The 13,878-nt window shown below is 65.7% G+C and carries 18 protein-coding genes and 1 tRNA gene; 4 read left to right on the top strand and 15 right to left on the bottom strand.

From position 1 onward, the window contains the following. Nucleotides 1-371 precede the first annotated feature (371 nt). Both ACJ8FR_RS11220 and metC read left to right on the top strand, forming a co-directional pair. Nucleotides 372-611: a YgaP-like transmembrane domain gene (locus ACJ8FR_RS11220; RefSeq protein ID WP_407828707.1), complete on the top strand. Its 240-nt coding sequence runs from the start codon at nt 372-374 to the stop codon at nt 609-611. Between the two features lie 61 nt (nt 612-672). After that, nucleotides 673-1,839, top strand: coding sequence for a cystathionine beta-lyase (gene metC, locus ACJ8FR_RS11215; RefSeq protein WP_407828706.1), 1,167 nt, complete (start codon nt 673-675; stop codon nt 1,837-1,839). Here metC and ACJ8FR_RS11210 read toward each other — a convergent pair. The 5 genes from ACJ8FR_RS11210 to ACJ8FR_RS11190 form a co-directional block, all read right to left on the bottom strand. Continuing rightward, nucleotides 1,824-2,345, bottom strand: a complete 522-nt coding sequence (locus tag ACJ8FR_RS11210; protein ID WP_407828705.1) for a CAP domain-containing protein — start codon at nt 2,343-2,345, stop codon at nt 1,824-1,826. The genes metC and ACJ8FR_RS11210 overlap by 16 nt on opposite strands. Nucleotides 2,346-2,423: 78 nt before the next feature. Further along, a complete protein-coding gene (locus tag ACJ8FR_RS11205) occupies nt 2,424-3,065 on the bottom strand; it encodes a L,D-transpeptidase family protein (protein ID WP_407828704.1) in 642 nt (213 codons plus the stop codon). A gap of 3 nt (nt 3,066-3,068) precedes the next feature. After that, entirely contained in the window at nt 3,069-3,725 is a 657-nt protein-coding gene (locus ACJ8FR_RS11200; RefSeq protein WP_407828703.1) for a PEPxxWA-CTERM sorting domain-containing protein, read from the bottom strand. Continuing rightward, nucleotides 3,716-4,018 carry a hypothetical protein gene (locus tag ACJ8FR_RS11195; RefSeq protein WP_407828702.1) on the bottom strand — a complete coding sequence of 101 codons (303 nt, stop codon included), beginning with the start codon at nt 4,016-4,018 and terminating at the stop codon, nt 3,716-3,718. Before ACJ8FR_RS11195 ends, ACJ8FR_RS11200 begins: the two co-directional genes overlap by 10 nt. Nucleotides 4,019-4,192: 174 nt before the next feature. Further along, a tRNA-Met gene (locus tag ACJ8FR_RS11190) sits at nt 4,193-4,269 on the bottom strand. A gap of 127 nt (nt 4,270-4,396) precedes the next feature. On the opposite strand from ACJ8FR_RS11190, the gene ACJ8FR_RS11185 reads away from it, so the two are divergent. Beyond that, the gene (locus ACJ8FR_RS11185) at nt 4,397-4,822 is read left to right on the top strand and encodes a DUF3775 domain-containing protein (RefSeq protein WP_407828701.1); all 426 of its coding nucleotides are present in this window, start codon (nt 4,397-4,399) and stop codon (nt 4,820-4,822) included. On the opposite strand, the gene ACJ8FR_RS11180 is transcribed toward ACJ8FR_RS11185, so the two are convergent. From ACJ8FR_RS11180 to ACJ8FR_RS11170, 3 genes are read right to left on the bottom strand one after another with little or no spacing between them, the layout of a single operon-like run. Beyond that, nucleotides 4,819-5,325 (bottom strand): 2'-5' RNA ligase family protein, encoded by a 507-nt coding sequence (locus ACJ8FR_RS11180; protein ID WP_407828700.1) that lies wholly within the window; start codon nt 5,323-5,325, stop codon nt 4,819-4,821. The two genes, ACJ8FR_RS11185 and ACJ8FR_RS11180, sit on opposite strands and share 4 nt — an antisense overlap. Beyond that, nucleotides 5,310-5,873, bottom strand: coding sequence for a PRC-barrel domain-containing protein (locus ACJ8FR_RS11175; protein WP_407828699.1), 564 nt, complete (start codon nt 5,871-5,873; stop codon nt 5,310-5,312). The genes ACJ8FR_RS11180 and ACJ8FR_RS11175 overlap by 16 nt, the downstream gene beginning before the upstream one ends. 31 nt (nt 5,874-5,904) lie before the next feature. Further along, nucleotides 5,905-7,845: a potassium transporter Kup gene (locus tag ACJ8FR_RS11170; RefSeq protein ID WP_407828698.1), complete on the bottom strand. Its 1,941-nt coding sequence runs from the start codon at nt 7,843-7,845 to the stop codon at nt 5,905-5,907. Nucleotides 7,846-8,018: 173 nt separating this feature from the next. Between ACJ8FR_RS11170 and ald the strand changes: the two genes are divergently transcribed. Continuing rightward, entirely contained in the window at nt 8,019-9,119 is a 1,101-nt protein-coding gene (gene ald, locus ACJ8FR_RS11165) for an alanine dehydrogenase (RefSeq protein WP_407828697.1), read from the top strand. On the opposite strand, the gene ACJ8FR_RS11160 is transcribed toward ald, so the two are convergent. The 7 genes from ACJ8FR_RS11160 to ACJ8FR_RS11130 are packed head-to-tail and all read right to left on the bottom strand — an operon-like array spanning nt 9,116 to nt 13,870. After that, entirely contained in the window at nt 9,116-9,733 is a 618-nt protein-coding gene (locus tag ACJ8FR_RS11160) for a tetratricopeptide repeat protein (RefSeq protein ID WP_407828696.1), read from the bottom strand. The two genes, ald and ACJ8FR_RS11160, sit on opposite strands and share 4 nt — an antisense overlap. Continuing rightward, nucleotides 9,733-10,143, bottom strand: coding sequence for a cytochrome c-type biogenesis protein CcmH (locus tag ACJ8FR_RS11155; protein ID WP_407828695.1), 411 nt, complete (start codon nt 10,141-10,143; stop codon nt 9,733-9,735). Before ACJ8FR_RS11155 ends, ACJ8FR_RS11160 begins: the two co-directional genes overlap by 1 nt. After that, complete coding sequence (locus tag ACJ8FR_RS11150) at nt 10,140-10,667, bottom strand: redoxin family protein (RefSeq protein ID WP_407828694.1); 528 nt, start codon at nt 10,665-10,667, stop codon at nt 10,140-10,142. The genes ACJ8FR_RS11155 and ACJ8FR_RS11150 overlap by 4 nt, the downstream gene beginning before the upstream one ends. Then, entirely contained in the window at nt 10,664-12,595 is a 1,932-nt protein-coding gene (locus ACJ8FR_RS11145) for a heme lyase CcmF/NrfE family subunit (protein ID WP_407828693.1), read from the bottom strand. Before ACJ8FR_RS11145 ends, ACJ8FR_RS11150 begins: the two co-directional genes overlap by 4 nt. Further along, on the bottom strand, nt 12,592-13,032 hold the full coding sequence (ccmE, locus tag ACJ8FR_RS11140; protein WP_407828692.1) for a cytochrome c maturation protein CcmE: 441 nt from the start codon (nt 13,030-13,032) through the stop codon (nt 12,592-12,594). The genes ACJ8FR_RS11145 and ccmE overlap by 4 nt, the downstream gene beginning before the upstream one ends. Then, a complete protein-coding gene (locus tag ACJ8FR_RS11135) occupies nt 13,029-13,157 on the bottom strand; it encodes a hypothetical protein (RefSeq protein WP_407828691.1) in 129 nt (42 codons plus the stop codon). The genes ccmE and ACJ8FR_RS11135 overlap by 4 nt, the downstream gene beginning before the upstream one ends. Then, a complete protein-coding gene (locus ACJ8FR_RS11130) occupies nt 13,154-13,870 on the bottom strand; it encodes a heme ABC transporter permease (RefSeq protein WP_407828690.1) in 717 nt (238 codons plus the stop codon). The genes ACJ8FR_RS11135 and ACJ8FR_RS11130 overlap by 4 nt, the downstream gene beginning before the upstream one ends. Between the last annotated feature and the right edge of the window lie 8 nt (nt 13,871-13,878).

The following is a 13,878-nucleotide window of genomic DNA, read 5'->3' as shown; positions in this document are numbered from 1 at the left end:
GTGGCTGCACCGACACAGCGGGTCACAAAAGCAACTTCAATCAATTTCCAGCCGTGACAAGGCGGCCCGGGCGCGCTTAGTCACTCGCAGTCCAAACGAGCTGGGCTTGGGTCGAGTTCGGGGTGCGGCTGAGCGACTGGGGACGTTCGCCGCGACGACATCCAAGGGGGCTGACGAGCAATCGTCACGCAAGGCGCCCGGATCGCTGGTCGATCCGGGCGTTTGCTTTTCATGAACTCTGTTGACGCGACCCCAGACTTAAGTGATCAGCCCCGGCAGCCGAGCAAGGCGCAACGCGACCGTTGCTTCATGTTGGTTCCGGCCTATCATGGACCAAGAGGAATCTCGGTACTGACAAGAGGATAGCGGCAATGGCCAAAAATGTCGGACGGCAAGACCGGATAGTTCGAATCGTCGTCGGAGTTGTGCTCGCGGCCCTCGCCTATCTCGGCGTGCTTCCAGGCGTGGCCACGATCGTCATGTGGGTTCTTGCCGCCTACCTGCTCATCAGCGGCATTTTGTCGCGGTGCATCTTCTACAATCTCGCCGACATCGACACGACGATCCAGGAGCAACCCTACTCCAGCACGGACGATCGCGCCGGGCTGTGAGTTGATTGGGGAATCGTCCCGCTTCCTGCTTGCGTAGCGACCGCCTTCCTGAAGGCAGCGAATGACCGATCGCAAGACAGGCACGGAAACCAAGCTCGTCACCGGCGGACGCCGCAAGGAATGGCGCGGGCGGCTGGTCAACGTCCCGGTCGAGCGCGCCTCGACGATCCTGTTCGACAACGTCGACGAGCTTCGAAAAGCACGGCCGGGGCTGGGCCAGCATAATTACGGGCTTCAAGGCACCGCGACTCATTGGGCGCTGTCGGAAGCGCTGACCGAGCTGGAGCCCGGCGGTGCCGGAACGGCGCTTTACTCGTCGGGGCTCGCCGCCATCACGGGGGCGCTGCTCGCCGTGCTTTCTGCGGGCGATGAGCTGCTCGTCGTCGACAGCGTCTATGGCCCGACGCGGAAGTTCTGCGACACGATCCTGAAGCGGCTGGGGATCGGAGTACAATATTACGATCCGATGGTTGGAAGCGCGATTGCCGAATTCTTCACCGACCGCACCCGCGCGATCCTGCTCGAAAGCCCAGGCAGCCTGACCATGGAAGTGCAGGACGTGCCGGCAATCTGTGCGGCCGCCCGCGAGCGGGGGATCGTGACCTTGCTCGACAATACGTGGGCCTCGCCGTTTCTCTTTCCCGCACTCGCGGCGGGCGTGGACATCAGCATCCTCGCGCTCAGCAAATATGTCGGCGGGCACTCGGATGTGATGCTCGGCGCCGCAACCGCGAGTGCGGCCCATTTCGCGCACCTGCAGAAGACGGGCTGGGATCTAGGGCATTCGGTGTCGCCCGACGACGCCTGGCTCGGCTCACGGGGCCTGAGGAGCCTCGCCGTGAGGCTCCGGCAGCATGAGGAGAGCGCGCTAAAAATCGCCCATTGGTTGAAGGAGCAGCCGCAGGTTGGCCTGGTGCTGCACCCTGCCCTGCCCGACTGCCCCGGCCACGAGCTCTGGAAGCGCGATTTCAAGGGCTCGTCGGGCCTGCTCTCGTTCGAATTGAAGGACGCCGACGTTAAGCGGCGCGCTGCCTTCGTCGACAGCCTCGAGCTGTTCGGTATCGGGTTCAGCTGGGGCGGTTATGAAAGCCTGGTGCTGCCGGTCGACCCGGTGCGCACGGTGTCAAAAGCGCCTGCGGGGAACCTGGTCCGCCTGCATATCGGGCTGGAAGACCCCGACGACCTGATCGCGGACCTGGCGGCGGCCTTCGCTCAGGTGGGGCGCTGACCGGTGATGTTGCCGGCTTCGCTGTAGCGGCAGACGAGGAATTCCTCCTGCCGTCCAACCGCGGTGGCGCAACCGACACGGCGCGACCCGCGCCATATTAGCTGGGTGTAGTGGCCGACACGCTCGACATCGCCCGAGCGGCTGTTGTTGGGAAACAGGCCGGGACGATAGTCGGCCTTTTCGGCGGCCCAGAGCGCGACCATCGCTTCGGGCGCAAAGGCGCGCGGAGTTCCCGCCCACAAATTCTCGCCCTGAATCGGCCTGCCGGGCGCGTCGACGGAATGTTCGAAGCGGCCGGTCGCCGCGAGCTCGTCGGCCCAGCCACGCGCATCGGCGGCGAGCGCCGGGTCCCAGGCCAACGCCGGGACTCCCAGCCGCACTCGCTCGGCGTTGTGCGCCGCCAGAAGCCGCGCATTGAAGTCGGCGCGCTGCACGGTGCCACCGATCAGCAACGGGCTGCACAGCAATACAGCCAGTAACAAGGTAAAGCGGATTTTCGCCTGCACGGAAGCCCCTCTTCGAGAGAGGCATGCGTAGCGGCGGCTGCCTTGGGCTCGGGTTACGGCTTATGGTTAACGGCGCGCTTACGCTGTCGCCGCGCGGAGCGGGAGCCCGACGACGACGACCTCGTCGCCGACCCGGGTCGCATTGAACAGCCGCTCGGCGAACGGCATCGGGACACCAATGCATCCATGAGTCGCGGCGCCCCAACTGACGTTGCTGGCGTGGATCGAGACGCCATCGCCGGTGAGACGCAGCGTGTACGGCATCGCCGCGTCGTAAAGCGACGACCGGTGGTTCTGGGCCTTGGCGAGGATGTGAAGTTTGCCCGCGGGCGTCTGCTTGTTGTCGCCGCCGTAGACGATCACCGCTGTGCCGATCTCGTGCCCCGCGCGAAAGACGGAAATAAGCTGAGAGCGAAGATCGATGCGGAGCCAGGTCGTACCGGCGGGGACGCCGCGGTCATTCCACGAATAATCGCCGAAATGCAGCGGCACCCGGACGGCCAAGAGTGATTTGACTGGCCGATCGAGCGTACCGCTGGCAATCGCCTGGTCGAGCTGCGCCTTGGTCAGGAACAGGCGATCGTGCCCCGCCGGCCCGGATGCAGACGCGGCTTGTGCCGCAGCCTCGATGCTCGTTCCCCTGTCAGGCAGTGCAAAGGCCCAGGCCGCGGCGCTCGCAGCTACCACAGCGGCCGCGACGGCAATGACCCCGCCCCTCATCGTCTAGCCGATCGCCCGCCGCAGAACTGCCGCGTCCTTGCGCAGCACGCGGCCGATCAGCGCGAGGCCGACGAGCATCATCGCCCATGCTGCCGGCTCCGGCACCGGCGTCACCGGTATGGGAGGCGTGTCGGGCGCAGCCGCGACAACCGGCGGCGAGAAGATTCCGCCTCCGCCCCCACCAGGCAGCGGGATATCCGTGAGGACCGGCGGTCCTCCCGGCGTGCCTGGAACCACGCCAGTCGTCGGTGCAATCACAACCGGCGGGCCGCCCGCGACGACATTGTACAGGGGCGCTTTGGGTGGCGGTGCGATTACGGGATTGGGCGGTGCCGCGACCAGCGCCTCATAGGGGATCGCCGCGGGTCCGCGCACCTTGGGCAGCGCGCGCTCGTGAAGAGCGCTCTGGCGCTTGGGCTTGAGGTTGACGAGCGCACCGTCGGGACGCTCTCCCGGCGAACGTTCCGCCAGCATGGCCGCGACCGTCTTGACGCTCTCGATGCTGCTGCTGACGCCGTCGCCCACGGCGCGCCCCAACTTGGAATCGGACAGAATCGCGACCGACAGCGCCGTCGCCACAGCGATGCCGCCTATCGCAGCGGCGCCGCGGCGCCCGACCCGCGGGCCTGGCGATGCTGACAAGGCCGCGATTACCGACACTGCTCGACAGCCTTGATTGGGTTTGAAGGACTGTGGTTGCTTTCCGCGGCGAACAGCCGGATCCGGGTCGCCGCACCCACGCCGCGAACCTGGAGCCAATACGAGCCAGGCAACCCTTGTGCCCCGGAATCGGTGAAAGTGCCGCCGCGCCCGTTGGGCAGAAATGCCCAGGCGCGCCCCACGCCTTCCTCGGCTTTGGTGAAACAGGCACCGAACTCGTCGAGTGATCGTGCGGCCGTCGCATCGAGCAACGGCACCGACGCATTGGGCGACGCAAGCGCCAGCAGGATCAACACGCCAACCAACTGATCTCGATCCCCGTCCATCGTTATCGTTGCGTTAACCTTTGGGGACTGAATTGGTTGCGCACAACGCGCAGTCCCTCCGCTTTGGCGGGAATCGCTGAGCGAGACAGCGTCAAGCTGCCTGCTGGCGCCCGGGATCTCGATCTGACGCTTGATAGAAGGTGGTAGCGGAGGAGGGACTTGAACCCCCGACACGCGGATTATGATTCCGCTGCTCTAACCAGCTGAGCTACTCCGCCCCAAGGCTGAAACGCGCCGCCGCGAGGGCGCCGGAGGCGCGGGATATAGGTGGGCGCATCCTACCGGTCAACGCGAGGAACCGCTTACGGCTGCTCTCGTTGAGCGCAGCATTGGAGACCGACGTTCATGGACCCCCTGACCCCGCTCGACACGCTTTGCCGGATCATCCTCAGAGCCCGCGAATATGAAGCGCAAACCGCCAGCGACTATGACGCCGGCGAGGATCCGGACAATGTCGACGACGAACAGGAGGGCGCGCTCTCGGTGCTCGATGACGACATCAACACCAGCGTCGAGGAAGAGCTCCAGGCGGTGTTCGAGGACCTCGGCGAGGACCAGCTTGCCGAAGTCGTCGCTTTCTGTTGGGTCGGCCAGGGCACCTACGAAGCGTCCGATTGGGACGAGGCGATGGAGGAAGCGCAAGACGTGGTCCGTGGCGGCACCAGCAGCGCGATCGAGGAGCTGCTGGACCAGCCGATGCTGGCCTCGGTGCTTGAGGCCGGGCTCGCGGCGTTCGACCTCAGTTGCGCCGGGATTGGCGCAGTCTCCTAGCGACCGCGGAACGCATAGCTCGCGAGGGCCTCCCACGGGCCGCCAAGGTAACGGTGAAGGCCGAGGCCGGCGATGCGGAGCGGCCGCGGACGGAACTCAGCTCCGAGGCGAGCGAGCAGCGCCCGCGCTTCCTTGAGCGGCACCTTATTCTGGATCGTGATGTGCGGCCGCCAGCCGCCGCTGTCCTGTGCGCTCAGCAAGCCGCGAAAGTCTGCGGCGAGCTCGCGGCGGATCGCATCGAGCTCGGGTGAGACGACGCGGAATGCGACGCCGCCGCCGAGGTCCATCAGTCCCTCGGTGCTGGCGCGCGGCGACGGGTTCGAGGCAAGCCTGGCGAGGGTTCTGCGCGCCTCCCCTTCAGCCGATGGCGGCAAGGAATGGAACATGGTGAGGTGAGCGGGAAGCTGGTTGCGATCGGACGGATAATAAGCGCGCCGCAACTGATCGAGCCAAGCGAAATCGGCCGGCGCGAGTTCGGCCGTAACGATCAGCGCGCCGGCCATCGATCACGCGGCACTTGCTCGAGTTGGTCAAATCGAGCGTGGTCGAGAGTCGCGATGACCTGCTCGCCGTCGACGCTGGCGGCCGTCCAGGGCAGTCGACGCAAGGTTTCGCCGACACCGGCGACGCCGCCCTGCGAGACGACGACATAGCTGAGGCGCCCGCTGCGGCAGCCCGCCATGGCGTCGATGCAGCGGCCAAGCTCGACGCCGCCGCTCACGACCTCGGCGCGCGATAGCAGGGAGATCGGGAACAACGCCTCGCCCGGCGTTTGCTCGCTGGCTTCCGACGCGACCCGAGCGCCCTCCTCGACCTTGGTCTGCCGACCGAGCCAGCGCCAAATCCCGAAGATGTTGAGCAGCGTCAGCACGACATTGGTCCAGGTCAGCGCGGGCTGGTGGGTGATGAGCCCAGTCGCGAGCCAGGCGAGCGAGCCGATCAGGAACACGCAAAAACCGAAGCCGGTGATCCGCGAGCCGAGGTTTGCCGCGGTCATCGACGCGGCGATGATGGTCGCGATCGTCGCGATCCAGGAGATGGCGTCAGTCATGGCGCGGGTACGCGCGGACCGCCGCGATGGTTCAGATTTCCACCTGGCTGCCGAGCTCGACTACGCGGTTGGTCGGGAGCTTGAAGAACTCCATCGCGCTTTCGGCGTTGCGCAGCATCCAGGCGAACAATTTCTCGCGCCAGATGGCCATCCCCGGCCGCGACGAGGCGAGCAACGTCTGTCGAGCAAGGAAGAAGCTCGTATCCATCATCTTGCACTGGCTGCCGATGTCCTTGAGCTGCGCGAGCGCGGCGGGAACGTCGATTTCTTCCATGAAGCCGTAGCGCAGGATCACTCGGTAGAAGCCCGCGCCATAATCTTTGGTTTCGAGCCTTTTCTCTTCGGCGACATAAGGAACGTCCTCGATCCTGACGGTGAGCAAGATCACGCGCTCGTGGAGCACCTTGTTGTGCTTGAGATTGTGCAGGAGCGCGTGGGGAACGCCAGTCGCCGAGCTGGTCATGAACACCGCGGTTCCGGGAACGCGTGCCGCGCTCGGCGCCGCCGACTTGATGAAGATCTCCATCGGCAGGCTTGCCTCGTTCATGCGGCTGATCATCAGCTGGCGGCCCTTCGCCCAGGTCGTGAGGAAGGTGAAGGCGACGGCGCCGACGAGGAGCGGAAACCAGCCCCCGGCCGGGATCTTGAGGAGGTTTGCGGTGAGATAGGTGAAGTCGACGCTGAAGAAGAGGATCAGCAGGCCGGCCACGACCAACCGGTTCCATTTCCACATCTGCCGCAGGACGACCGAGATCAGGATGCTGTCGATGGCCATCGCTCCGACCACGGCAATACCGTAGGCCGCCGCCAGGTTGGACGAGCTGCGGAAGGTCAGGACGAGCAGGATGACCATGGTCATCAACGCCCAGTTGATGATCGGGATGTAGATCTGGCCGGCGGCGGCCTCGGATGTGTGAGTGATCCTCAGCCGCGGGACGAAGCCGAGCTGGATCGCCTGCTGAGTCACCGAGAAGGCGCCGGAGATCACCGCCTGGCTTGCGATGATCGTGGCGGCAGTGGCGAGCAGGACCAGCGGCAGCCGCAGCTGATCGGGTGCGAGATAGAAGAACGGATCCTTGACCTTGGCCAGCGCCGTCGCCGGGTCGGCCGAGAGAATCATCGCGCCCTGGCCCATGTAATTCAGCAGCAGCGCGGGAAGGACGAAATAGACCCACGAAATGCGGATCGGCTTGCGCCCGAAGTGCCCCATGTCGGCGTACAGAGCTTCGGCGCCAGTCACGGCAAGGACGACCGAGCCCATCGCGATGAACGCCCGCATGAAATCGGCGGTGAAGAAATGCACGGCGTTCATCGGATTGAACATCGCGCTGATTACCGCGGGATCGTTCCTGATGTGCATGACGCCGAGCACGGCCAGCGTGATGAAGTAGAAGATCATGACCGGGCCGAACATCAGGCCCACCCGGGCCGTCCCGCGCGCCTGGATCGCAAACAGCCCGACCAGGATCCCGATCGCTATCGGGATCACGAATGGCCCCAGGCTCGCATTGACCGTGGTCAGGCCCTCGACCGCCGACAGCACCGAGATCGCCGGGGTGATCATCGAATCGCCGTAGAACAAGGCCGTGGCGAACACGCCGAGCATGACGATGCCGCCGGTCCACTTCTTCTTGCCGCTAAGGGTGCGGTTGATCAACGCGAGCAAAGCGAGGCTGCCGCCCTCACCCTTGTTGTCGGCGCGCATGATGATCGTGACATATTTCAACGTGACGATGATCATCATCGACCAGAAGATGAGACTCAGCACGCCGTAGATGTGGAGCCGGTCGGGGATCAGGATGTGGTGTCCGGCAAAGGTCTCGCGGAAGGCGTAGATCGGCGAGGTGCCGATGTCGCCATAGACGATGCCGATGGAACCGATGACGAGCTTGTACAGGGGCCCCCGCGCATGGCCGTGCGCAGTGTCTTGTGGGGCTTCGGTGACGGCGCCCCCCGTCGCGGTGATGTTCATGTGTTGAGGTTCAGACTCGACAGACCGCGAACTCGCATCCCCTGAGCCGCGATCGAGACCTCGATCACGGACGCGCTCCACTAGCACTGCCGTTCCGGCCCCGCAATCGGACGGGACAGGGGCAAAAAGCCCGTCTATAGGCCCGCGCAACCATCGACGGAGCCAACGAATAAATGCGCATCGGAGTGCCAAAAGAGATCAAGGTCCACGAATATCGCGTCGGCCTGACACCCGCCTCTGTCGCGGAGTTGCTCGCGCACGGACACGAGCTGTTCGTCGAAACCAAAGCCGGCAACGGGATCGACTGCCCGGATTCGGCCTATGAGAAGGCGGGCGCGAAAATCCTTCCCGATGCCAAGTCGGTGTTCGATGCCGCCGAGATGATCGTCAAGGTCAAGGAGCCGCAGCCGCAGGAAATCGAACTCCTGAGGCCCGACCAAATCCTGTTCACCTATCTCCATCTCGCCGCCGACAAGCCGCAGGCGCTCGGCTTAATGAAATCCGGGGCGACATGTATAGCTTATGAAACGGTGACCGCGGCGAATGGCTCGCTGCCGCTTCTCAAGCCGATGAGCGAGGTCGCTGGCCGCATGTCGGTGCAGGTCGGCGCGCATTATCTTGAGAAGGAGCAAGGCGGCCGCGGCGTGCTGCTGGGCGGCGTTCCCGGCGTCGCACCGGCCAAGGTCGCGATTCTCGGCGGGGGCGTTGCCGGCGTGAACGCCGCGCAAATGGCGACAGGCATGCGCGCCGACGTCACCATTTACGACATCAACAACGATCGGCTCGCCGAGCTCGACATGTTCTTCTCGAGCCAGATCAAGACGGCCTATGCGTCACGCGCGGCGATCGCCAACGCGGTCAAGGAAGCCGAGCTGGTGATCGGCGCGGTGCTCGTGCCCGGCGCCGCCGCACCCAAGCTCGTCACGCGCGACATGCTGAAGACGATGAAGCGCGGGTCTGTGCTGGTCGACATCGCCATCGACCAGGGCGGCTGCTTCGAAACCAGCCACGCGACCACCCACGCCGACCCCGTCTACGTCGTCGACGGCATCATCCATTATTGCGTGGCGAATATGCCTGGCGCCGTCGCGCGCACCAGCGCCTTTGCGCTCAACAACGCGACCCTTCCGTTCGCGCTGAGGATTGCGAACCTCGGCGCAAAGGAAGCGATGCGGCAAGACGAGCATCTGGCGAACGGCCTCAACGTCTCGAGCGGCAAGATTCGCCACCAGGCGGTCGCCGAGGCGCTCGGCCTCAAGTTCGCGCCCGCCTAGCGCGCTCCGCCTCGCGGCGGCTCGCTGAGCGCGGCGACGCCCTGCTCGACGAGCGGACGCCATTCCGCATCCTTTGGGGCGGTCATCAGGATCCGCTGCCACTGCGCCACCGCGCCCTGCCTATCGCCTGAGCGGGCGAGCGCCAGCCCGTAGAAGAAGAGCGCGCCCGGATGGCCCGGCGCCATCTGAGCCGCGCGCTGAAAAGCGAGCTCGGCCGGCGGTGTCAGGCCGCGGGCATGATCGACCAGCGCATTGCCGAGGCCGACCCACAGCTGCGGATCACCCGGGTAGCGCTTCACCGCGTTCTGCAGGACCCCGACGGCGTCCTCGCTTTTGCCGTCGCGCGCGAGCGCCTCGGAAATCCGCAGCCAGCTCTCGGCCGGGGTGAAATGACCGTAGAAGGCGTGGCGTGCGTCAGTCAGCGGGACGATATTGTGACCTTCGCCCGCGGCCGCAGGCGCGCCAGGCACGCCGGGCCTTCCTTGCAGCGCATAGCCGGAGGCACCGAGAAACAGCGCCGCCGCGCTCGCGGTAAGCAATCCGCCGCGGACCCCGAGTCCCCAGAGAAGACCAAGGCTTGCAACCGCGAGGAGCAAGAGGAGCAGCCAACCCATCAGCTCTTCGCCCTCAGCAGGATGCGTCGGCCGACCAGCAACGCGCCGATCAGCAACAGCGCCAGCGGCGCGAGCCACAACGGCCATGCGGCAGGCTCGCCTGTCGGTTTGTAGCTGATCCATGTGCCGTAGCGCTGGACGAGCCAGGTGCGGATTGCGCTCGGCCTTTCTCCTGCGGCAATGCGCCGGCGAACGAGATCGCGCATGTCTCCGGCAAGCTCGGCGTCGGAATCCGCTATCGATTGCCCTTGGCAAACGAGACAGCGCAGTTCACCCATCAAGGATTGCGCTTGCGCCTCCTGTCTGGCGTCCGGCAGCTGGCGGTTAGCCCAATAAGCCGGAGGCAGGTTGCTGTCGGCGAACGAGGGCTCCGCGGCCAGTAGCGTCAAGGCCAAGGCGACGCGCTTCACCGCAGGCTCCTCAGTTCCTGGATCAGGCCCGGAGTGTTCGCGGCAGTCAGTGGCCCGATATACTGACGGCGAATGACGCCGCGGCCGTCGATCACGAACGTCTCCGGAACCCCCGAGGAACCGAGCGAAATCTGAACATCGCTCTGTGGATCAAGGCCAATCCGCTCGTAAGGATCTCCATGACTAGCGAGGAAGGCGGCAACTGCGTCAGGCCTGTCGCGGACGGCAATCGCGTCGATTTTAACGCCCTTCTGTCGCAGCTCGCCAAGGATCGGCGCCTCGGCGACGCAGGGCACGCACCAGCTCGCAAAGATGTTGAGCAAACGCGGTTCGCCGTGGCCAAAATCCGCCGATGCAAGCGCAGGCTTTGCCGGCACCGCCGGTGCGAGCACGAATTGTGGAAGCGCGCGTTCAACCAATTGCGACGGGATCGATGGGTCCGCGGGCTTAACGAGATTCCACGCGAGGCCGCCGACGACAAACAGGAGAAGGACGATCGGGATAAGGCGCAATCCGCGGCTCATGCATAGCGTTCCCGACGCCAGTCCCGCGGTTCGCGGCGACGCCGCAACCGCCACAATCGTCCGATCAGCGCGAGCGCCCCGCCGAGCGCGATCAGCGCGCCTCCCGCCCAGATCAGGGTCACGAACGGCTTCCACCACAACCGCAGCTGCCAGCCGCCCGAGGGATCCGATTTCCCCAGCACGGTATAGAGCTGGCCGTTCCAGAAGGTTTGGATGGCGGACTCGTTCGTCTCCGTCGGCGGGTCGCTGTAATAGTGCGTCTGCGGATTGAGCGTGACCACACCCTCGCCGCGTGTTGCGCGCAGCTCAGCCTCGAGCGCCGTGTAATTCTTGCCCGCTGCGGGCGTCACGTCGCGAAGCTGAACCAGCCATGGGCCGACGCCGAGCGTCTCGCCCGGCTTCGCGACCGCAAGCCGCTCGCTCGAAAAGGCCGCGTTGGCCGCCATGCCCGCAAGCGCGACGGCAATGCCGAAATGGGCGACGACCATGCCCCAGGTGGAAAGCGGCGAGCGGAGCGGATTGCGGCCGACGAGCGGGAGGATGCTGGCGGCTGCCAGAAATGCGGCCGCCGCAAAGCCGAGGCGCGGCAGAATGTGAATGTCGGGAGCAAGGATGATCGTGATCGCCAACGCGCTGGCGGCGAGAAGAGCCGGCAGTTTCAACTGGACGAGCACGGGCCTCCGTTGGCGCCGCCAGCTGAGCAATGGGCCGATCCCGACCAGCACCGCGAGGACCAACGCCAACGGGCCCGCCACCGCATTGAAGTAGGGCGCGCCGACCGACAGCTTCTCGCCGCTCACCGCCTCGACGAACAAGGGATAGAGCGTCCCGACGAAGACGATCCCAAGGATCACGCTCAGGATCAGGTTGTTGATCACCAGCCCGGTCTCGCGGCTGACCAGCTCGAACGGTGCGCCTTCCTTGAGGGTCGCTCCGCGCACCGCGAACAAGGTGAAAGCGGCGCCAACATAGATCGCGAGCAGCGCGAGCAGGAACGTGCCGCGCTGCGGATCGATCGCGAACGCATGGACCGAGGTCAGGATTCCCGAGCGTACGAGGAAAGTCCCGACCATCGACATCGAGAAGGCGATGACGGCGAGCATCATCGTCCACGCCTTGAGCGCGCCGCGCGCGGCAAGCACGTTGATCGAGTGGACAAGAGCAGTCGCCGCGAGCCACGGCATAAGCGAGGCATTCTCGACCGGGTCCCAGAACCAGTAGCCGCCCCAGCCGAGCTCGTAATAGGCCCAATAGCTGCCGGCGGTGATGCCGAGCGTCAGCAGCGTCCAGGCCCCCAGAACCCATGGCCGCATGGCGCGCGCGAGCTGGGCGTCGACCTCGCCGGTAAGAAGCGCGCCCACGGCGAGGCTGAAGGCGACCGACAGCCCGACATAGCCGAGGTAGAGCGTTGGCGGGTGGAAGGCGAGGCCGGGATCCTGCAGAAGGGGGTTGAGCCCCTGCCCGTCTGGCGGCGCCGGGAACAGCCGTGCGAACGGGTTCGAGGCGATCAGGAGGAAGGCATAGAAGCCGAGCGCCAGCAGGGCCTGGCTACCGAGTGCCGCTACGAGCGTGCGGTCGCTGGTCCGGCGCGAGAACAAGGCGAGACATGCGCCGGCGACGGCGAGGATCGTCACCCACATCAGCATCGAGCCCTCGTGGTTCCCCCACGTTCCGGCCAACTTGTAGATGAATGGCTTGGCGCTGTTGCTGTTGGCGTACACCAGCGCGACCGACATGTCGCTGCGCGCGAACACCAGCAGCAGCATCGCGAAGGCGACCAACGTCAACGCGCCCTGCACGACGGCGACGGCGCGCATGGGCCGCACGACATCGACCGCGCTTCTCAGCGCAAGCAGCATCAGGACGAACTGGTAGGCGGAAAGCCCGGCCGCGAGCCACAACGCCGCAAGGCCCGCTTCGGCGATCATTTCTCGAGCGTCTTTCCGGCCTTGTGCTCCGCCGCGAGGTTGCCAAGCTCCGGCGGCATGTAGCGCTCGTCATGCTTGGCGAGGATCGTGTCGGCGACGAACGTACCGCCCTGCAGCTTCCCTTCGGCAACGGCTCCGCTGCCTTCGCGAAACAGATCGGGGACGATGCCACGAAAGAGGACGAGCGTTTCGGCTTTGCCATCGGTAACGACGAAGCGGATAGTTACGCCATCGCCAGCGCGCCAAACCGAACCCTTTTTGACCATGCCGCCGAGGCGAGCCGGCTGCCCGTCCGTCGCCTTGCCCGCGACGATGTCCGCCGGCGTGTAGAAATATGAAGCGCGATCCCGCAGGCCCCACATGGCGAGAACGACCGCGAGCAGCACGGCGGCCATGGCCGCGCTGATCAGCACCAGCCGTTGGTTCTTGGGCTTCATCGGCGCTTGAGGGCGTCGGCGGCGGCTTCGGCGCGGCGCATCGACGCGAACGCCCACAACAGCAGCGCCGCAGTCAGCGCGACGGCCACGAAATACGCGGCAACGACAAACGGCCACGGGTTCATTCGCGTCCCATCCTCCGCATCCGCGCTTCGACCTTGGCCTCGGCGAGCTCGGCGCGCATGCGCATCAGCGTCGCCGCCGCGAACAGGCAGGTGAAGCCGATCATCGTCAGCGGCAGCGGCCACAGGATCGAATTGTCGATCGACGATCCGGTGAGCCCGATGCTCTCGCCCTGGTGGAGGGTTCGCCACCACAGCACGGAATAATGAATGATCGGCAGGTTGATCGCGCCGACCAGGCCGTAGATGGCGGCGATGCGCCCCTCCCCGCCGCGCTCGCGCTCCGCGGACGCGAGCGCGATGTAGCCTAGATAGAGGAAGAACAGGATCAGCACGGATGTCAGCCGGCCATCCCATTCCCACCACGTGCCCCAGGTCGGACGGCCCCAGATCGAGCCGGTTACGAGGCAGATGGCCGCGAAAGTCGCTCCTGCCGGCGCCACGGCGCGGCCAGCGACGGCGGCAAGTGGATGGCGCCACACCAGCTGGCTCACCGACGCGGCCGCGATGCCGAACCATCCGGCCATGCCGAGCCACGCAGCGGGCACATGGATATAGAGAATCCGAACGGTTTCGCCCTGCAGATAATCCGGCGGAGTCAGCGTGAGGCCCGCGGCCATACCCGCAATCGCGAGCGCGGCACCGATCAGCACCAGCCAGGTCGTGGCGGGCCGGGCGAAACGCAGGAAGCGGGCCGGGTTAGCTAAAGCGTGCACGGAGGCGC

The sequence above is a fragment of the Sphingomonas sp. genome (assembly GCF_045810705.1).
Classification (GTDB): Bacteria; Pseudomonadota; Alphaproteobacteria; order Sphingomonadales; family Sphingomonadaceae; genus Sphingomicrobium.
The sequence above is the reverse complement of the archived record's forward strand: the minus strand, read 5'-3'. Positions and strand labels throughout refer to the sequence as shown.